Origin of the sequence: Saccharothrix sp. NRRL B-16348 (assembly GCF_001280085.1) — a bacterium.
Lineage (GTDB): Bacteria > Actinomycetota > Actinomycetes > Mycobacteriales > Pseudonocardiaceae > Actinosynnema.
Map to the genome: position 1 here is coordinate 136220 of NZ_LGED01000114.1, position 21096 is coordinate 157315.

Annotated in this window: 8 protein-coding genes; all 8 read left to right on the plus strand. The window is 72.9% G+C overall.

Annotated elements, in window-relative coordinates:
* Window positions 1-8: 8 nt before the first annotated feature.
* The 8 genes from sbnA to ADK67_RS13270 all read left to right on the plus strand — a co-directional run bounded on the left by sbnA (window position 9) and on the right by ADK67_RS13270 (window position 21088).
* On the plus strand, window positions 9-1010 hold the full coding sequence (sbnA, locus tag ADK67_RS13235) for a 2,3-diaminopropionate biosynthesis protein SbnA (RefSeq protein ID WP_053716704.1): 1002 nt from the start codon (window positions 9-11) through the stop codon (window positions 1008-1010).
* Entirely contained in the window at window positions 1007-15868 is a 14862-nt protein-coding gene (locus ADK67_RS13240; RefSeq protein ID WP_053716705.1) for a non-ribosomal peptide synthetase, read from the plus strand. Before sbnA ends, ADK67_RS13240 begins: the two co-directional genes overlap by 4 nt.
* Window positions 15865-16680 carry an ABC transporter permease gene (locus ADK67_RS13245; protein WP_053716706.1) on the plus strand — a complete coding sequence of 272 codons (816 nt, stop codon included), beginning with the start codon at window positions 15865-15867 and terminating at the stop codon, window positions 16678-16680. Before ADK67_RS13240 ends, ADK67_RS13245 begins: the two co-directional genes overlap by 4 nt.
* A 17-nt stretch (window positions 16681-16697) precedes the next feature.
* Complete coding sequence (locus ADK67_RS13250) at window positions 16698-17903, plus strand: cytochrome P450 (protein WP_053716707.1); 1206 nt, start codon at window positions 16698-16700, stop codon at window positions 17901-17903.
* A 96-nt stretch (window positions 17904-17999) separates the two neighbouring features.
* Complete coding sequence (locus ADK67_RS13255; protein WP_053716708.1) at window positions 18000-18224, plus strand: MbtH family protein; 225 nt, start codon at window positions 18000-18002, stop codon at window positions 18222-18224.
* Window positions 18224-19168 carry an ATP-binding cassette domain-containing protein gene (locus ADK67_RS13260; RefSeq protein WP_053716709.1) on the plus strand — a complete coding sequence of 315 codons (945 nt, stop codon included), beginning with the start codon at window positions 18224-18226 and terminating at the stop codon, window positions 19166-19168. Before ADK67_RS13255 ends, ADK67_RS13260 begins: the two co-directional genes overlap by 1 nt.
* A 163-nt stretch (window positions 19169-19331) precedes the next feature.
* Window positions 19332-20582: a cation:proton antiporter gene (locus ADK67_RS13265; RefSeq protein ID WP_053716710.1), complete on the plus strand. Its 1251-nt coding sequence runs from the start codon at window positions 19332-19334 to the stop codon at window positions 20580-20582.
* On the plus strand, window positions 20579-21088 hold the full coding sequence (locus ADK67_RS13270; protein WP_053716711.1) for a flavin reductase family protein: 510 nt from the start codon (window positions 20579-20581) through the stop codon (window positions 21086-21088). Before ADK67_RS13265 ends, ADK67_RS13270 begins: the two co-directional genes overlap by 4 nt.
* The last annotated feature ends 8 nt before the right edge of the window (window positions 21089-21096 follow it).

The following is a 21096-nucleotide window of genomic DNA, read 5'->3' on the forward strand; positions in this document are numbered from 1 at the left end:
GTCGGCGCATGCCAGTGATATCGACGCCCCAGGAGTTCAACGTGGACGACCTCTACGTGGACCTCCGGCGGCTCTCGGGCCACCCGCTGTACCTCAAGTGCGAAGGGTTCAACTTCGCCGGGTCCATCAAGCTCAAGGCCGCCAACGAGATGGTGTCCGCCGCGGTGCGCGCGGGCACCCTGCGCGAGGGCGCCACGCTGGTGGAGAGTTCGTCGGGCAACCTCGGGGTGGCGCTGGCCCTGGTGGCGGCGAGCCGCGGCTACCGGTTCCTGTGCGTCACCGACGCGCGCTGCAACCTCGCCACCAGACAGCTGATGGAGGCGTTGGGCGCGCAGGTGCACATCATCACCGAGCCCGACCCGGAGACCGGGTACCTCGGCGCCCGCATCGCCCACGTCAAGCGGCTGTGCGAGAACGAGAACCACATCTGGCTCAACCAGTACGCCAACCCGGCGAACTGGATGGCGCACTACCAGAGCACCGGCCCGGAGATCCTGAAGAGCTTCCCCGAGGTCGACGTGGTGTTCATCGGCGCGGGCAGCACCGGCACGCTGATGGGCTGCGCGCGGTACTTCAAGGAGAACAAGCCGTCGGTGCGGGTGGTGGCGGTCGACTCGGTCGGCTCGGTCACCTTCGGCACGCCGCCGCAGCCGCGGATGCTGCCGGGCCTGGGCACCAGCGTCCGCCCGCCCCTGCTGGACGAGTCCTTCGTGGACGAGGTGCTGCACGTGGCGGAGCGGGACACGGTGCGCGCCTGCCGGACCTTGGTGCGGCACGGCTTCCTGTTCGGCGGCTCGACCGGCACGGTCCTGTCCGGCGCCACCGACTGGCTCACGCGCAACCGGCCCGACGGGGACGTGACCGCGGTCGCGATCGCGCCGGACCTCGGTGACCGCTACCTGGACACCGTCTACCACGACCAGTGGATCGCGGACATCTACGGCGCGGACCTGCTCGGCGACCAGCTCGCCGCGGCCGATCCCGCGACGCTTGCGAGGAGAATGCCATGACCGAAGCGGTGAACCTGCCCCTTTCCGCCGGACAGGCCGAGATCTGGTTCGACGAGAAGCTCAACGGGCGGGGCGTCGCTTACAACTCGGCCGGCTACCTCGACATCCGGGGCCCGCTGGACGTGCGCGCCCTGATCGCCGCCGCACGCGGGATGGTCGACGAGGCCGAGTGCACGCACACCCGGTACGTCGAGGTGGACGGCGCGCCGCGGCAGGTCGTGACGCCGCTGCCCGAGCTGCCGCTCACCGAGTTGGCGCTGACCGCCGACGAGGCCGCCGACTGGATGCGCGCCGACCTCGCCACGCCGTTCTCGCTGGACGAGTTCCCGCTGTTCCGGCTCGCCGTTATCAAGGTGGCCGAGGACCGGCACTTCTTCTACATGCGCATCCACCACCTGCTGTGCGACGGGTACAGCCAGGTGGTGTTCTGGCGTCGGCTGGCCGAGCTGTACGCCGGCGTGGACGGCAAGCCGATCCCGCCGCTGAGCGCGCTGCTGGACGGTGAGCGCGCGTACGAGGAGTCCGCGGCGGCGGCGAAGGACAAGGACTTCTGGGCGAACGCGTTCGACGAGACGCCGGACCTGGTGAGCCTGTCCACGCGCACGGTGTCCGGGCCCGAGGTGCGTGGCTTCCTGCGCCGCACGGACGTGCTGTCGAAGGACACCGCGGAGGCGTTGCGCGAGCTGGCGAGCCGGTCGGCGTCCACGTGGCCTGCCGTCGTGCTGTCCGCGGTGGCCGTCTACACCCAGCGGCTGACCGGTGTCGGCGACGTGCTGCTGACCCTGCCCGCGACCGCCCGGATGGGCGCGACGATGCGCGCGGTGCCGGGGATGGTGGCGAACTACCTGCCGCTGCGGGTGCGGGTGAGCCCGCGCGAGACCCGTTCGGACCTGCTCCGCCGCACGTCCCGCGAGCTGGCCAAGGCGCTCAAGCACCAGCGGTACCGGGTCAGCCGGATCCGCCGCGGCCTGGGCCTGGCCAGTGACGACCGGCGGCCGTTCGGCCCGTTCGTGAACATCCTGCCGCAGCAGACGACGTTCGCGCTCGGCGACTGCGAGGTCGAGGTCAACAACCTGTCGACCGGCCTCATCGAAGACCTGATGCTCACCGTGGTGGACGCGCCCGACGGCGGGCTGGAGGTCCACCTCAACGGCAACCCCGAGCTGTACACCGACGAGGAGGCGCGGGAGCACCTGGCCCGCTTCACCGCGTTCCTGGACCGGTTCGCCCGCGCGGACGACGACGAGCCGTTGGCGCGGCTGGACGTGCTGGACCGGGCCGAGCGGTCGGCGTGGCTCGGCGCGACGACCGGCGCGACCCGGCCCGACTCGTTCACCGACGTGGTGGAGCAGGTGCGCGCGTTTGCCGCGCAGCGCCCGCACGCCGTCGCGGTGGTCGAGGACGACTTCGACGTCACGTACTCCTCCCTCGTCGCACGGGCCAGCGCGTTGTCCCGCAAGCTCGTCGGCGCCGACCTGGTCGGTGTGCTGGCCGCGCCCGGCGCGGGGTTCGTCTCGGCGATGCTCGGCGTCCTGGGCGCCGGTGCCGCCTACGTGCCGCTGGACACACGTGCGCCTGCCGTCCGCACGGCGGAACTGGTGCGCGACAACGGGATCAAGCTCCTCGTGGTCGACCCGGCGCACCGCGCGGCGGCGCAGGAGATCGGCGTCGAGACCGTCGTCCTGGACGGCGCCGAGGACACCGACCTCGCGCCCGTGCTCGGCGGTCCGGACGACCTGGCCTACGTGATCTTCACGTCCGGGTCGACGGGCAAGCCCAAGGGCGCGATGGTGCACCGGCGCGGCATGGTGAACCACCTGCTGGCCAAGGTCGAGGACTTGGGGCTGACCGACCGCGACAGCGTGGTGCAGAACGCGCCGCTGACGTTCGACATCTCGGTGTGGCAGATGCTCGTGCCGCTGGTCGTGGGCGGCCGGGTGCGGGTCGTCGGCCGGGAGACCGCGGCCGACCCGGACCAGCTGTTCGGCCTGGTCGCCGACGAGCGGATCAGCGTGCTGGAGCTGGTGCCGTCGCTGCTGCGGGCCGCGCTGGACGCGTGGGACGTGGTCGAGGCGCGGCCCAAGCTGCCGTCGCTGCGGCACCTCGTGGTGACCGGCGAGGCGTTGCCGCCGGACCTGTGCCTGCGCTGGTTCGCCCGCTTCCCGACCGTGCCGCTGGTCAACGCCTACGGGCCGACCGAGTGCTCCGACGACGTCACGCACGCGTTCGTCACGATCGAGGACGCGGCGGGCACCACGCGCGTGCCGATCGGCCGCGCGGTCCGCAACACGAGCCTGTACGTGCTGGGCGACGACCTGAGCCCGGTGCCGACCGGCGTGCCCGGCGAGCTGTACGTCGGCGGCGCCGGCGTGGGCCTGGGCTACCTGGCCGACCCGAAGCGCACCGCCGCCACGTTCCTCGCCGACCCCTTTTCCGGTGGTCGCATGTACCGCACGGGCGACCGCGTCGTTCGGCGCGAGGACGGGCAGCTGGAGTTCCTGGAACGCCGCGACCACCAGGTGAAGGTGCGCGGCCACCGGATCGAGCTGGGCGAGATCGAGACGACCCTGCGCGGCCTGTCCGGCATCGCCGACGCCGCCGTGCGGGTGGTGTCGGACGCGTCCGGCGGCAAGCGGCTCGTCGGGTACGTCGTCGCCGCCGACGGCCGGTCGCTCGGCGACCTGCGGGCGCGGCTCGGCGAGGTGCTGCCGGACTACCTGGTGCCGTCGGTGTTCGTCGAACTGCCGAAGATGCCGCTGACCGCGCACGGCAAGGTGGACCGCAAGGCCCTGCCCGCGCCGGACCTCACGGTCGGCACGTCCCGCGCGCCGCGCACCCCGCGTGAACGGGTGTTGTGCGAGGTCGTGGCCGAAGTGCTCGGCCTGCGCGATGTCGGCCCGGACGACGACTTCTTCACCCTGGGCGGCGACAGCATCAGCTCCATCCAGGTGGTCAGCCGGGCCCGCCGGGCCGGTGTCGTGTTCACCTCGCGTGACGTGCTCAAGCACCGCACGCCCGCCGCGATCGCCGCGATGGCCTCCGACGCGAGCGGGCACGCGGTGGTGGCGGACGACGGCGTGGGCGAGATCGAGCTGACGCCGATCGCGCACCAGCTCCGCGAGGATTTGTCCGAGCTGACCGACGTCACCCGCCAGTACAGCCAGTACGTCGTGCTGCACGTGCCCACCGGACTGGACGCGGTGAAGCTGGCCGGCGCGGTGCAGACCGTGATCGACCACCACGACGCGCTGCGCGCCAAGCTGAGCGTGCCGCTGCCCGGCCTGTGGAGCATGGAAGTGCTGCCGGTCGGCGCGATCCGGGCCACCAAGCTCGTCCGCCGCGCCCAGGTCGCCGAGTCCGACGACCTGGACGAGGCGGTGGCCGAGGAGGTCGCCCGCGCCAGGGCCGCGCTCGCGCCCGAAGAGGGCCGCGTGGTGCAGGCCGTGCTGGTGGACTCGGGCCTGGAGGCACGGCTGGTGCTCGTGGTCCACCACCTCGTGGTGGACGGCGTCACGTGGCGCATCCTGGTGCCCGACCTCGCCGACGCGGTGGCCGGCAGGCCGTTGCAGCCCGTCGGCACGTCCTACCGCCGTTGGTCGAAGGTGCTCGCCGAGCACGCCCGCGCCAGTGCCCGCGTCACCGAGCTGCCGTTGTGGGCGGGCCAGGTCCAACGCGGCGACGTCCCGCTGGGCAGCCGCCCGCTCGACCCGGCCCGCGACACCTACGGCACCGCCCGGTCGCTGCGGCTCGTGCTGCCGACCGAGCAGACTGCGGCCCTGCTGACCAAGGTGCCCGCCGTCTTCCACGCCGAGATCAACGACGTGCTGCTGGCCGGTCTCGCCGTCGCGGTCGCCGACTGGCGGCGCAAGCGGCTCGGCGCGGCCGACTCGGCGGTGCTGGTCGAGGTCGAGGGCCACGGCCGCGAGCAGGTCGCCGACGAGCTGGACCTGTCCCGCACGGCGGGCTGGTTCACCAGCGTGTTCCCGCTGCGCGTCGACCCGGGCGAGCTGGACCGCGCCGACCTCTGGGCGGGCGGCGCGAGCGCGGGCACCGCGATCAAGCGGGTCAAGGAACAGCTGCGCGCCCTGCCCGACCACGGCATCGGCTTCGGCCTGCTGCGCTACCTCAACCCGCAGACCGTCGGCGCGCTGGCCCGGTTCGGCACGCCGCAGCTCGGGTTCAACTACCTGGGCCGGTTCGCCACCCCCGGCGGCGCGGGCGCCGAGTGGTCGCTGGACGCGGGCACCGCCATCGGCACGGGCGTGCACCCGGACATGCCGCTGCGGCACGCGCTCGCCGTCACCCCGGTCACCGAGGACGGCCCGCACGGGCCGAACCTGGTCGCGGACTGGCTGTGGGCCGACGAACTGCTGTCCGAGACCGACGTCGAGGACATCGCGCGCACGTGGTTCCGCGCGTTGGAGGCGTTCGTCGAGCACGCCGCGCTGCCCGGCGCGGGCGGGCACAGCCCGTCCGACTTCGACCTGGTCGAGCTGACCGAGCGGGAGATCGCCGACATCGAGCGCGAGACCGGCTCGGTGCTGGACGTGCTGCCGCTGTCGCCGTTGCAGAAGGGCCTGCTGTTCCAGGCCGAGTTCGACCGCGACGGCGCCGACGTCTACACCCTCCAGGTCGTCGTGGACGTCGAGGGCGCGTTGGACGTCGAGGCGTTCCGCGCCGCGGCGGAAGCGCTGCTGCGCAGGCACCCGAACCTGCGGGCGTCGTTCCACTCCCGCCCGTCCGGCGACGCGGTGCAGGTCATCCCGGTCACCGCGGCCCTGCCGTGGGAGGAGGTCGACCTCACCGGCATGGACCCCGACGACGCCGCACGCGAGCTGGCGCGGCTGACCGACGCCGACTGGGTGCGCCGGTTCGACATGGCCGACCCGCCGCTGCTGCGGTTCACCGCGGTCCGGCTGGCCGACGACCGGTTCCGGCTGATCTGGGCCGTGCACCACATCCTGGTGGACGGCTGGTCGATGCCGATCTTCGCCCGCGAGCTGTTCACCCTCACCGCCAACGGCGCGGACCTGAACGCCCTGCCGCCGGTCGCGCCGTCGCGCGGCTACCTGGAGTGGCTGGCCGGGCAGGACGAGGAAGCCGCGCGCGAGGCGTGGCGGACCGCGTTGGACGGCGTCGACGAGGCGACCCGGATCGGCCCGGCCGACCGGCCGCGCGTCACGGACCCGCCCGCGTCGCTGGTCGTGGACCTGCCGGAGGACTTCACCCGCAAGCTGTCGAGTTGGGCACGGGCCCGCGGCCTGACCCTGAACACCGTGATGCAGGGCGCGTGGGCGCTCTTGCTCGGCCGGCTCACCGGTCGGCACGACGTGGTGTTCGGCGCGGTGCACTCGGGCCGCCCGGTCGACCTGCCGGGCATGGAGTCGATGGTCGGCCTGTTCCTCAACACGCTGCCCGTCCGGGTCAGGCTCGACCCGGCCGCCTCGGTGGCCGACCTGCTGGCCCGCGTGCAGGACGAGCAGCTCGACCTGACCCCGCACCACTTCCTCGGCCTGGCCGAGGTGCAGCAGCTCGGCGGCGTCGGCGAGCTGTTCGACACCGTGGTCAGCTTCCACAACTACCCGATGGACACCGACGGCCTGTCCGGGATCATCCCGGGCGTCCGGCTGACCGGCGCCGAGGGCAGGCTGGTCGCCGAGTACCCGTTCGCGCTCTCCGTGTACCCCGGCCGGGAGGTGCGGCTGCTCGCCCAGTACCGGGCGGACATCTTCGGCGAGGACCACATCCGGTCCGTGGTCGACCGCTTCACGCGCCTGCTGCACACCCTGGTCAAGGACCCGGACGCGCGCGTCGGTCAGCTCGACCTGCTGGCCGCCGACGAACGCGCCCGCATCCTGCACGAGTGGGGCGGCGCGATCACCCCCGTGCCGGACGTCGTGGTCAACGACCTGTTCGAGGCACGTGCCGCGGAGGCGCCCGGCTCGACCGCGGCCGTCTTCCAGGGCGAGCGCCTGACCTACGCCGAGCTGAACGCCCGCGCGAACCGGCTCGCCCGGATGCTCGTCGCCCGCGGCGTCGGACCGGAGGGCGTGGTCGCGCTGGCCATGCCGCGCTCGCTGGAGATGCTGGTCGCCGTCCTCGCGGTGCTCAAGGCGGGCGCGGCCTACCTGCCCATCGACGCCAAGTACCCCGCCGACCGGGTCGACTACCTGATCTCCGACGCCACGCCGAGCGTGCTGCTGTCCACTGTGGACGTGGCCGTCACGCTGGACGTGGACGTCGAGGTGGTCGCCATCGACGCGATCGAGCTCGACGGCTACTCGGACGGCAACCTCACCGACGACCACCGCGTGGCGCCGCTGCGCCCGCACCACCCGGCGTACGTCATCCACACCTCCGGGTCCACCGGCAAGCCCAAGGGCGTCGTGGTCGACCACGCCGGTTTCGTCGCGATGGTGCTCAGCCTGATCGACAAGTTCCAGGTCACGCCCGACACGCGGGTGTTGCAGTTCGCCTCCTACAGCTTCGACGCCACGGTCTGGGAGATGGGCCTCGCGCTGTGCGGCGGCGGCACGGTCGTGGTCGCCGGCGACGACGCGCGCGGACCCGGCCAGGCCCTGATCGACCTGATCAACGACAACGGGGTGAACCTGGCCGCGCTGCCGCCCGTGGTCGCGGGTGGGATGCCCGAGGGCACGGTGCTGCCCGCCGACCTGACCATGGTCGTGGCCGGCGAGGCGTGCCCGCCGGAGGTGGTGGCGCGCTGGTCGGTCACCCACCGCATGTTCAACGGCTACGGGCCGACGGAGTCCGTGCTGGCCGCGACGGTCGGCGGACCGCTGTCGCCGGGCGGGCGACCGCCGATCGGCAGGCCCACCGCCGCGCACCGCGTGTACGTGCTCGACTCGCTGCTCCAGCCCGTGCCGGTCGGCGTCACGGGTGAGCTGTACGTCAGCGGCGGCCTCGCCCGCGGCTACCTGAACCGGCCCGGCCTGACCGCGGAGCGGTTCGTCGCCGACCCGTTCGGCGGGCCGGGCGACCGCATGTACCGCACCGGCGACCTGGTGAAGTGGCACCCGGACGGCCAGCTCGACTACCTCGGCCGGGCCGACGACCAGGTGCAGCTGCGCGGGTTCCGGATCGAGCTGGGCGAGATCGAGTCGGCGCTGTTGGCCCACCCGGACGTCAACCTCGCCGTGGCCGTCGTGCGTGAGGATGACGAAGGCGATCGGAAGCTGGTGGCCTACATCGTCACCGAGGAGGGCAAGACCGTCCCGGCGGGGCTGCGCGAGCGGCTGGTCGAGGCGCTGCCCGAGTACATGGTGCCGTCCGCGATCGTCGTGCTGGACGAGCTGCCGCTGACCACGCAGGGCAAGCTGGACCGCAAGGCGCTGCCCGCGCCGGACTTCGCGGGCCAGGCGCGGGGCCGCGGTCCGCGCAACCCGGTCGAGGAGATCCTGTGCGGCGTCTTCGCGGACGTGCTGCAACTGCCCCAGGTCGGCATCGACGACGACTTCTTCGCCCTGGGCGGCCACTCCATGCTGGCCACCAAGGTGATCAGCCGGGCCCGTGCCGCGCTGGGCGTCGAGCTGCCGATCCGGGCGTTGTTCGAGGCGCGCACGGTCGCCGGCGTGGCCGAGCAGGTCGGCGGCGCGTCCGACGCGCGCCCGGCGCTGCGCCCCTTCCCCCGTGACGAGCGGATCCCGCTGTCGTTCGCGCAGCGCAGGCTGTGGTTCCTGGACAAGTTCGAGGACGGCACGACCGGCACCTACAACGTGCCGATGGCCCTGCGGCTGTCCGGCGACCTGGACCTGCCCGCGTTGCGCGGCGCGCTGCGCGACCTCGTGCAGCGGCACGAGATCCTGCGGTCGGTGTTCCCGGACGTCGAGGGCACGCCGTACCAGCGCGTGGTGGACGTGCCCGCGGACTACCCGGAGCTGCCGCTGACCCGGCTGCCCGGCGCGGAGCTGTCCGACGTGCTCACCGCCGAGGCCGACCGCGGCTTCGACCTGGCCACCGAGCCCGTGATGCGGGCCCGGCTGTTCGGTGTCGCGCCCTCGGAGCACGTGCTGCTGCTGGTGTTCCACCACATCGCGTTCGACGGCTGGTCGATCGCGCCGCTGGTGCAGGACCTGGCCACGGCCTACCGCGCCAGGGTGGCGGGCACCCGGCCCGACTGGTCGCCGCTGGCCGTGCAGTACGCGGACTACGCGTTGTGGCAGCGGGAACTGCTCGGCGACGAGCACGACACCGAGAGCCTGCTCGCGCGCCAGCTCGCCTACTGGACCCAGGCGTTGGCGGGCGTGCCCGAGGAACTGGAGCTGCCCACCGACTTCCCCCGGCCCGCCGTGAGCAACTACGACGGCGACGAGCTGCGGTTCGAGGTGGACGCCGAGCTGTACCACCGGGTGGTCGCGCTGGCCCGTGAGGCGGGCGCGAGCGTGTTCATGGTGTTCCAGGCCGCCCTGTCGGCGCTGCTGACCAAGCTCGGCGCGGGCACGGACATCCCCCTGGGCACGCCCACCGCCGGCCGCACCGACGACGAGCTCGGCGACCTGATCGGGTTCTTCGTCAACACGCTGGTGCTGCGCACCGACACCAGCGGCGACCCGACGTTCGCCGAGCTGCTGCACCGGGTCCGCGACACGAACCTGGCCGCCTACCAGCACCAGGACGTGCCGTTCGAGCACCTGGTCGACAAGCTCAACCCGGAGCGGTCGCTGAACAAGCAGCCGCTGTTCCAGGTCATGCTCGCGCTGAACAGCAGCGACGACATCCCGCTGCACCTGCCCGGCCTGTCCGGGCGGGTGGAGCCGGTGCGGTCGCAGCGGGCGAAGTTCGACTTCACCGTGCTGCTGGAGGAGCGGTACGCCGAGGGCGTGCCGACCGGGATGCACGGCGTGCTGGAGTACAGCACCGAGCTGTTCACCGAGGCGTCGGCACGACGGCTGGCCGAACGGCTCGTCGCGTTCCTGCGCACGGTGGTGACGGAGCCCGCCGCGCCGCTGAGCCGGGTCGACGTGCTCGACGAGGCCGAGCGGGCGCACGTGCTGGCCGCCGGCACCGGACCGGTCCGGCCGCAGCCGTACGAGGGCGTGGTCGAACGCGTCCGCGCGCTGGCGCTGGCGCACCCGGACGCGGTGGCCGTGACCGACGACCACGGCAGCGTCACCTACGCCGAGCTGGTCGGGCGGGCGAGCGCGTTCTCCCGGCGGGTCGGCGACGGGCTGACCGCCGTGCTGGCCTCACCCGGCGTCGGGTTCGTCACCGCGGTGCTCGGCGTGCTAGGCGCGGGCGGCGGGTACGTGCCGCTGGACGTGCAGGCGCCGGTCGCCCGCGTCGCCGCGCTGCTGGCCGACTGCGGCGCGCGGCGGATCGCGGTGGACGAGGCGCACCTGGAGCTGGCCCGTGAGATCGCCGGTGTCGTGGAGATCGTCGTGCTCGACGGCGCGGTGGACGCGGAGTTGGCCCCTGCCCTCGGCGAGCCCGACGATCTCGCGTACGTGATCTTCACGTCCGGCTCAACGGGCAAGCCCAAGGGCGCGATGGTGCACCGCCGGGGCATGGTGAACCACCTGTGGTGCAAGGTGGACGACCTCGAAGTGTCCTCTTCGGACAAGATCGTGCACAACGCGCCGGTCACGTTCGACATCTCGGTGTGGCAGATGCTCACCGCGTTGATGGCGGGCGGGCAGGTCCGGGTCACCGGCCGCGACACCGCCGTGGACCCCAACGCGCTGTTCGCCACCATCCCCGACGAGGGCGTGACGATCCTCGAAGTCGTCCCGTCGCTGCTGCGCGCGGCGCTGGACGCGTGGGACATCACCGAGGAGACGCCCGCGTTGCCGGGGCTGCGGTGGCTGGTCGTCACGGGCGAGGCGCTGCCGCCCGACCTGTGCCACCGGTGGTTCGCCCGCTACCCGGACATCCCGCTGGTCAACGCCTACGGCCCGACCGAGTGCTCCGACGACGTCACGCACGCGATCATCCGGCACGGCGACCCGCTGGGCGGCGCCCGCGTGCCGATCGGCCGCCCGGTCCGCAACACCCGGCTGTACGTGCTGGGCGACGACCTTCGCCCGGTGCCCGCCGGCGTGGCCGGCGAGCTGTACGTCGGCGGCATCGGCGTCGGCCGCGGCTACCTCGGCGACCGCGCCAAGACCGCGGTGACATTTGTGGCCGACCCGTACGGCGCGGTGTCTGGTTCTTTTGGGGCAACGCGCATGTACCGCACGGGTGACCGGGTGGTGCTGCGGCCGGACGGCCAGTTGGAGTTCCTGGAGCGCCGCGACCACCAGGTCAAGATCCGCGGCCACCGCATCGAGCTGGGCGAGGTCGAGGCCGCGTTGCGCGCGGTGCCCGAGGTCGGCGACGCGGCCGTGGCCGTCGGCGGCGACCAGGGCGGCCACAAGCGGCTCATCGGGTACGTCGTCGCCGCGCCCGGCTCGGCGCTGGACGTGACGGCGGTGCGGGAGGCGTTGGCCGACTCGCTGCCCGACTACATGGTCCCGGCCGCGATGGTGGTGCTGGACGCGCTGCCGCTGACCCCGAACGGGAAGGTGGACCGCAAGGCGCTGCCGGCGCCCGACCCGACGGCGACCGCCAAGGGCAGGGGCCCGCGCACACCGGTCGAGGAGATCCTGTCCGGCGTGTTCGGCGAGGTGCTGGGCACCGCCGAGGTCGGCGTGGAGGACGACTTCTTCGAGCTGGGCGGCCACTCGCTGCTGGCCACCCGGGTCGTCAGCCGGGTGCGCACGGTGCTGGACGTTGAGCTGCCCGTGCGCGCGCTGTTCGAGGCGCGCACGGTCGCGGGCCTGGCCAAGCTGGTCGTCGGCGCGGACCGGGCGCGGCCCGCGCTGCGGCCGGTCGAGCGGTCCGGCGACGAGGGCCTGCCGCTGTCGTTCGCCCAACGCCGGCTGTGGTTCCTCAACCAGCTCGAGGAGAGCTCCACCGGCACGTACAACATCCCGCTGGCGGTGCGGCTGACCGGTGAGCTGGACGTGCCCGCTCTCGCCGCCGCCGTGGACGACGTGGTGGCGCGCAACGAGATCCTGCGCACCGTCTTCCCCGACGTGGACGGCGTGCCGTACCAGCGGGTGCTGCCCGCCCGGCCCGGCGCGCTCGTGGTCGGCCGCACCGACGACATCGCGGCCACCCTCGCCGAAGAGGTCGACCGCGGCTTCGACCTCGGCGCGGAACCCGCCCTGCGGGCCCGGCTGTACGAGGTGGGGGAGCGGGAGCACGTGCTGCTGCTGGTGTTCCACCACATCGCGTTCGACGGCTGGTCGTCCGCGCCGCTGGCCCGTGACCTCGCCACCGCCTACGCGGCCCGCCGCACGGGCGCGGCGCCGTCGTGGCAGCCGCTGCCCGCGCAGTACGCGGACTACGCGGTGTGGCAGCGGCAGTGGCTCGGCGACGAGCACGACCCGAAGAGCGTGCTGGCCGAGCAGCTGGCGTACTGGACGCACGCGTTGGCCGACCTGCCCGAGGAACTGGACCTGCCGACCGACTTCCCCCGGCCGGCGGTCAGCCACTACGAGGGCGACGTGCACCAGTTCGCCGTGTCGCCCGAGCTGCACGCGGGTCTGCAGGCGCTGTCCCGCGAGACCGGCGCGAGCGTGTTCATGCTCATGCAGGCCGCGGTGTCGGCGCTGCTGACCAAGCTCGGCGCGGGCACCGACATCCCGCTGGGCAGCCCCATCGCGGGCCGCACCGACGAGGCGCTGCACGACGTGGTGGGCTTCTTCGTCAACACGCTGGTGCTGCGCACCGACACCGGCGGCGACCCGACGTTCCGCGAGCTGGTGCGCCGGGTGCGGGAGACCGACCTGGCCGCCTACGCCCACCAGGACCTGCCGTTCGAGTACCTGGTGGAGGCGCTCAACCCGACCAGGTCGCTGGCCAGGCACCCGCTGTTCCAGGTGATGCTGGCGTTCCAGAACGACGACGACGCCGCCGAGGGGCTGCCCGGCGTGCACGCCGCCGTCGAGCCGATGAAGGCCGAGCGGTCCAAGTTCGACCTCACGTTCGACCTGGTGGAACGGCAGGTCGACGGCGCACCCGCGGGCATGGACGGCGTGCTCGCCTACCGCACCGACCTGTTCCGCCGCGCCACCGTCGACTCCATCGCGCAGCGGCTGATCCGGGTGCTCACCGCCGTGCTGGCGAACCCGGACGCGCCGCTGAGCGACGTGGACGTGCTCAGCGCGGCCGAACGGCACCGGATCCTGGTCGAGTGGAACGACACCGCGCGCCCGTTCGACCGGGCGCTGGTGCCGGACATGGTCGCCAACCGGACCAGGCAGATCCCCGGCGTCACCGCCATGGCGGGCTCCGGCGGCGAGCTGACCTACCGGCAGCTGGGCGCGCGGTCGAACCGGCTCGCGCGTGAGCTGATCCGGCGCGGCGCGGGCCCGGAGAAGATCGTGGCCATCGCCGTGCCCCGGTCGTCCGACCTGGTCGTGGCGGCGCTGGCGGTGCTCAAGTCCGGCGCCGCGTTCCTGCCGCTCGACCCCGACCACCCGGCGGACCGCCTCCGGCTCACCCTGGCCGACGCGTCGCCGATCCTGACCGTCACGACCAGCGGCACGGACCTGCCCGACGGCACGCCGAGGCTGCACCTCGACGCGCCCGAGGTGGACAAGCTGCTGCGCGGTCGCGGCGGCGCGGCGGAGCTGACCGACCGGGACCGGCTCGCGCCGCTGCGGCCCGAGCACCCGGCGTACGTGATCTACACGTCGGGCTCGACCGGCAAGCCGAAGGGCGTGGTGGTCCCGCACCGGGCGCTGCGCAACCTGATCGCGGACATGCGGCTGCGGCTGGCCATGAGCCGGGACGACCGGCTGCTCGCGGTGACCACGTTCGGCTTCGACATCTCCATCCTGGAGGTGTTCGTGCCGCTGGTCTCCGGCGCGACGCTGATCGTGGCCGACCGCGAGGTGGTGCGCGACCCGATCGCGCTCGGCGCGGCCGTGGTCGACACCCGCACCACCGTCATGCAGGCGACGCCGAGCCTGTGGCAGGCGTTGATCGAGGCCGACCCGGCGGCGCTGCGCCGGCTGCGCGTGGTGCTCACCGGAGGCGAGGCGCTGAGCGAGTCGCTGGCCGCGGCGCTGCGCGAGCACGCGCACGACGTGCGCAACATGTACGGGCCGACGGAGACCACGATCTGGTCGACGGTGGCCGAGGTGGACGGCGGCAAGCCGACCATCGGCAAGCCCATCGGCAACACCAAGGTGTACGTGCTCGACCACGCGCTGCGGCCGGTGCCGGTCGGCGTGCCGGGCGAGCTGTACATCGGCGGCGACGGCCTGGCGCGCGGCTACCTCGGGCGCACCGCGTTGACCGCGGACCGGTTCCTGGCCGACCCGTTCGCCGGGCCGGGCGCGCGGATGTACCGCACCGGCGACGTGGTCCGGTGGGACGCCGAGGGCGAGATCGAGTTCCTGGGCCGCCGCGACCACCAGGTCAAGGTGCGCGGGTTCCGGATCGAGCTCGGCGAGGTCGAGGCGGCGCTGCGGGCCGTGCCGGAGATCGCGGACGCGGTCGTGGTGGCGTCCGGCGGCAGGCTCGTCGGGTACCTGGTGCCGGTCGCGGGCGCGGAGGTGCCGGAACCGGCCGTCGTGCGGCGGCGGATCGGCGAGACGCTGCCGGACTACATGGTCCCGTCCGCGCTGGTGGCGCTGGAGCGGTTCCCGTTGAACGCCAACGGGAAGGTGGACCGGGCCGCGCTGCCCGCGCCCGACTTCGCCCACCGCACACCGTCCCGCGAACCGGCCACGGCCGCCGAACGGCTGCTCTGCGACGTGTTCGCCGACGTGCTCGGCGTGCCGTCGGTGCGGGTGGACGACGACTTCTTCGAGCTGGGCGGGCACTCGCTGCTGGCCACCGGCGTGGTGAGCCGGGCGCGCAAGGCCGGGCTGCGGTTCACCATCGCGGACGTCTTCGTGCACAAGACCGCGGCCGGGCTCGCGTCGATCGCCGAGGAGCAGGACGTGCCGTCGGCGGGCGCCTCGGCGGTGGCCAGGGTGTTCGACGAGGTGCGCGCGCTGGACACCGGTGACGACACGCTCGACCCGTTCGCGGTCGTGCTGCCGATCCGGCCGTCGGGGTCGAAGCCGCCGCTGTTCGTGCTGCACAGCGGTCTGGGGTCGAGCCTGCCGTACGTGGGCCTGGCCCGGTCGCTGGACCCGGACGTGCCGATCTACGGCATCCAGTCGCCCAGCGTCGGCCGGTTGGCGCCGCTGCCGTCCTCGATCGAGGACGTGGCCGCCGAGTACATCCCGCACCTCAAGTCCGTCCAGCCCGAGGGGCCCTACCACCTGCTCGGCTGGTCGTTCGGCGGCGTGCTGGCGCACGAGATGGCCGTGCGGCTGCAAGCGCAGGGCGACGAGGTGGCGCTCGTCGCCAACCTCGACGGCTACCCGCACCGGACTGGGACCGAGGACGAAGAACTCGACCACGACGAGCTGCTGCTGCGCGTCATGGAGCAGATCGGGCACGACCGGCGCGAGTTCGCGGGCCGCGAGTTGAAGCCGGGTGACGTGGTCGAGGTGCTGCGCCGCGACCGGCACCCGTTGGCCGAGCTGGGTGAGCAGCGCCTGCTGGCCATGCTCGCCGTGGTGCGCAACCACGGCCGGATCATGGAGAGCTTCACGCCGTCCACCCTGCGCGGCGACCTGGTGCTGTTCTCCGCGACCGCGGACCGGACCGAGGACGAGATCACCGAGCTGGCCGACGCCTGGAAGTCCTACGTGGACGGACAGGTTCGCGTGCGCCGCGTTCCGTGCGGGCACGAGTACATGATGCACCCCGAACCGCAGGCGCTGATCGGCGCGGCGATCGCGGACGAGCTCCGCCGGGTGCAGGGCAACCACACCGGGGAGGCACGACCGTGACCACGTTGGACATCCCGCCGTCGGCGGCACCGCCGCTGGCGTCCGTGACCGAGGTCCTGGCCATCGCGGGCAGGCGGTTGCGGCGGCTGCGCCGCAACCCCGGCCGGCTGGTCGGCATCACGCTCAACCCGCTGATCACCATGGTCGCGCTGGGCTACCTGTTCTCCAGCGCCATCCAGATCCCGGGCAGCACCAACTACATCGAGTTCATCTTCGCGGGCGTGGTCATGCAGGGCGCCCTGGCCGCCGTCGGGCCGACCGCCATCGCGGTGGCGCTCGACGTGCAGGGCGGGCTGGTCGACCGGTTCCGGTCGCTGCCCATCTCGCGGTCCGCGGTGCTCATCGGGCACGTCATCGCCGACCTGCTGATCAGCATGATCGGGCTGGTCGTCGTGGTCGCGTTCGGCCTGCTGTTCGGCTGGCGCCCGCACAACGGCGTGCTGCCGACGCTGGCCGGGTTCGGGCTCGTCGTGGTGTTCACCTTCACCGTGCTGTGGGTCGGCGTGCTGCTGGGCATGGCGATGAGCAACCTGGAGACCATCGAGTCCGTCGGCGGCCTGGTCGCCGTCGTGTTCTCGTTCCTGTCCACCGGTTTCCTGTCCGTGGACAAGCTGCCCGGCTGGATCCAGCCCATCGCCCAGTGGAACCCGGTCAGCTCCGTGATCAGCGCCTGCCGTGACCTGTGGGGCAACGGCGCGCCGACCGGCACCGGGTTCCCGGCCGAGAACCCCAGCCTGGTGATCCTCGTGTCGCTCGGGCTGCTGTTCCTGGTCACGTCCGTGCTCAGCGTCCGCCGCTACCGCAACGCCTGAAGGGACGGCACCGCGCGATGATCGCCGATCCGGCCACCCTCGACCTCGCCGACCCGCAGACGTTCCTGGACGTCGACCTGCCGGAGCTGTGGCGCCACCTGCGCGCGGAGAGCCCCGTGCACTGGAACGAGCCGCGCGGCGACAACCCCGGCTTCTGGGTGGTGACCCGCCACGCCGACTGCGTGGCCGGCTACAAGGACAACAAGCGGCTCACGTCCGAGCGCGGCAACGTGCTCACCACGTTGTTGCAGGGGCACGACTCCGCGTCGGGCAAGATGCTGGCCGTCACCGACGGCGAGCACCACCGCGCGGTGCGGAACCTGATGCTCAAGTCCTTTTCGCCGCGGTTCCTCGAATCCGTGGCCGAGCAGGTCCGCAAGCGCACGACGACGTTGCTGTCGGAGGTGATCGCGCGCGGGTCGTGCGACTTCGCCACCGACGTGGCCGACCACATCCCGATCAACACCATCGGCGACCTGATGGACGTGCCCGCCGCGGACCGCGCGAAGCTCGTCGACTGGAACAACCGCACGTTGAGCCGCATCAGCTCCGAGGACAGCCAGCTGGACGAGTGGCTGGCCCGCAACGAGATCCTGCTGTACTTCACCGACCTCGCCGCGCAGCGCCGCCGCAACCCCGGCGACGACGTGCTCAGCGCGTTGGCGAACGGCCTGGTCGACGGCGCGCCGCTGCCCGAGGACGAGGTGGTGTTCAACTCCTACAGCCTGATCCTGGGCGCGGACGAGTCGAGCCGGATGTCGTCCATCGGCGCGATCCTCGCCCTCGCCGAGAACCCCGACCAGTGGCGGGCGTTGAAGAACGGCGACGTCTCCATCGCCACGGCCACCGAGGAAGTCCTGCGCTGGACCACGCCCGCGATGCACTTCGGCCGCCGCGCGGTGACCGACGTGGAGCTGGGCGGGCAGCTGATCCGCGACGGCGACGTGGTCACGATGTGGAACAGCTCGGCGAACTTCGACGAGGACGTGTTCGACGACCCGGCGCGGTTCGACCTGGGGCGCACGCCCAACCGCCACATCGCGTTCGGCTTCGGCCCGCACTTCTGCCTCGGCGCCTACCTGGGCCGCTCGCACGTGTCCTCCGTGCTGGAAGGGCTGCGGGACCTGGTGTCGGAGATCCACGTCGAAGCACCGCCGACCCGCCTGTACTCCAACTTCGTCCACGGCTACAGCAGCCTGCGCGTGCGGCTGACGCCGGCGTAGCGGGACGCATCACCGATCTGTCAGCGCCCGGTCAGCGCGGGCCGAAAGCATTGACCAACTGGGGTCCCCCATCCGCCCGAGGGTACGGAGAACCGAATGACGAACCCCTTCGACGATCAGGACGGCAGGTTCCTCGTGCTGGTGAACGACGAAGGCCAGCACTGCCTCTGGCCCGCGTTCGCCGAGGTCCCCGCGGGGTGGGCCGTGGCGCTCGAGGAGTCGACGCGCGAGGTCGCGTTGTCGTACGTGGAGGACAACTGGACCGACATGCGGCCCCGCAGCCTGCGCGAGTCCTCCGCCGGTGAGAGCAGGGCGAGCTGATGGACCTCGCCATCGAAGTCACCGGGCTGCGCAAGACCTACGACAAGACCGAGGCGCTGCGCGGCATCGACCTGTCCGTGCGCACGGGTTCGGTGCTCGGGCTGCTCGGCCCCAACGGGGCGGGCAAGACCACCGCGGTGCGCGCGCTGGCCACGCTGCTCGTGCCGGACGGCGGGCAGGCCAAGGTCGCCGGGTTCGACGTGGTCGCGCAGCCGCGCGAGGTGCGCCGCCGGATCGGCCTGGCCGGGCAGAACGCGGCCGTGGACGAGCTGCTGACGGGCCGGGAGAACCTGGTGCTGCTCGGCCGGCTGCTGCACCTGGGCGGCGCGGGCGCGCGCCGTCGTGCGCAGGAGCTGCTGGAGCGCTTCGACCTCGTCGCGGCGGGCGACCGGCCGGTCGGCACCTACTCCGGCGGCATGCGCCGCCGGCTCGACCTGGCCAGCTGCCTGGTCGGCCACCCGCAGGTGCTGTTCCTGGACGAGCCGACCACCGGGCTCGACCCGGCCAGCAGGCAGTCGCTGTGGAACACCGTGCGCGGCCTCGTCGCCGACGGCATGACCGTGCTGCTGACCACCCAGTACCTGGAGGAAGCCGACTACCTGGCCGACCAGATCGTGGTCATCGCCGCCGGCCAGGTGATCGCCGACGGCACACCGGACGAGCTCAAGCGCAAGGTCGGCCAGGAGTGGCTGGAAGTGGCCGTCGCGCTGCCCGACCGGGTGGCCGCCGCGGTGGCGGTGCTCGCGCCGCTCGCCGTGGACGAACCGAGCACCGACCCCGTCAAGGGCCTGGTGAAGCTGCAACTGCGCGACGGCATGGACGGCATCGCGGCCGCCGCCGTCGCGCTCCGGGACGCGGGGGTGGACGTCGCGGACTTCGCGCTGCGCCGCCCGACCCTCGACGACGTGTTCTTCAACCTCGTCGGGCGCCAGCCCCAGGGTTGACCCGCCGTTCGCCGACGCATCGACCGCCGAGGCGTGGACCGCCGAGGCGCCACCCACCGATCGGAAGGGATCTGGCCGTGCACCTTCGCATCCCCAACTTCGCGGGCAGCCGCGCGCTGTCGATGACCAGGCAGGACGTCCTCGGGTCGCCGGAGGCGCGACCATGACCGACGTCCTGCTGAGCGCGGGGCACGTCGCCGTCGTCCTGGCGGTCGTGCTGGTCGCGGCGTACTTGGGTCGGGTCGCGGCACGTGCCGCCCGGCAACCCGAGGTCATCGGCGAGATCCTGGCGGGCATCCTGGTGGTGCCCGCGGTCCTCGCGGTCGGCGGAGCGCCGACCCTCGCCGCGGTGCTGCCCACCGACGTGGTCAGCCCGCTGAAGGTGATCGGCCAGGTCGGCCTGGTGCTGTTCCTGGTCGGCGTGGCCCACGAACTGCGGCACGGCGGCTCCGGCCTCGGCGCCCGCGCGGTCGGCTGGGTGACCGCGGGCTCGTTCGTGCCCGCCCTGCTCACCGGCCTGGTGATGGCCGCCTGGGTGTTCTGGGTGGCCGACCCGGAGCTGCGCGGCGACGCGCCGGCTCCCGCGCTGGTGCTGATGATCGCGGTCGCGCTGAGCGTGACCGCCGTGCCCGTGCTGGCCCGCGTGCTGGAAGACCGCGGCATGGTGGACAGCCCGGCGGGCAAGCTCGCCATGGCCGCCGCCGTGGTCACCGACTCGGCGGCGTGGGTGCTGCTCGTGGTGGCCGTCGGCATCTCCGGCGGCCTCGTGGTGTCCCTGGTCCTGGTCGCCCTCGGCGTCACGGTGACCGTCGTCGGCCGCATCCTGCTGCGCGGCCGCGTGCCCATGTCGGCCGCCGAGCGCTTCCCCCGCGCCACCGGCGCCGCCGTCGCCGGGCTGGCGCTGCTGGTGGCGTTCCAGTTCGAGCACTGGGGCCTGACCGCCGTGTTCGGCGCGTTCGCGGTCGGCCTCGCGATCCCCGGCGGCGCGTGGGAGAAGGCCGTGCGGCCGGTCATGGCCTTCGGCCGGCTCCTCGTGCCGGTGTTCTTCGTGGTGGCGGGCATGGGCGTGGCGAACGCGCCGCGCGGCTCGGTGCCGTGGACCGCCATCGCGATCGCCATCGCGCTGGCCATCGTCGGCAAGGTCGGCGGCGGCTACCTCGGCGGTCGGCTGGCCGGTCAGGACCGCCGCACCGCGATGACGGTCGGCGTGCTGGTGAACACCCGCGGCCTGACCGAGATCGTCGTGCTGCAAGCCGGGTACAGCGCCGGGCTGCTGTCCGTGCAGCTGTTCCTGGCCCTCGTGGTGATGGCGTTGGCGACCACCGGCATGACCGGTCCGCTGCTGTCCCTCATCGAACGCACCCGCGCGCCGAAGTCCGTGCCGGTACCCGAGTTGCCCGGGAGCAGGTCATGACCCAGTCGCTGCCCGCGATCGAGATCGCGGAGTTCCGCACCCTGATGTCGCACTTCCCGACCGGCGTCGCCATCATCACCACCACCGGCGAGGACGACGCGCCGCGCGGCATGACCGTCTCCTCGGTGTGCAGCGTGACGTTGTCGCCGCCGACGCTGCTGGTCTGCCTGCGCAACGGCAGCCCGACCCTGGACGCCGTGCTGGCCAGCGGCACGTTCGCGGTGAACTTCCTGCACGGCAACGCCAAGCCCGTGGCGGAGCTGTTCGCCTCCGGCGCGCCGGACCGCTTCGACCTGATCCCGTGGCGCCTGCCACCGCGCGCGGGCGGACCGCACCTGGTGGAGGACGCGCACGCGGTGGCCGACTGCCAGGTCACCCGGACGGAGGCCGTCGGCGACCACACGGTGGTGTTCGGCCAGGCGTTCCAGGTCGAGCAGGAGCACGGCCACCTGCCGCTGCTCTACGGGATGCGCGAATACCAGGTCTGGCGGGCCGACCAGGGGTAGGGCCAGCC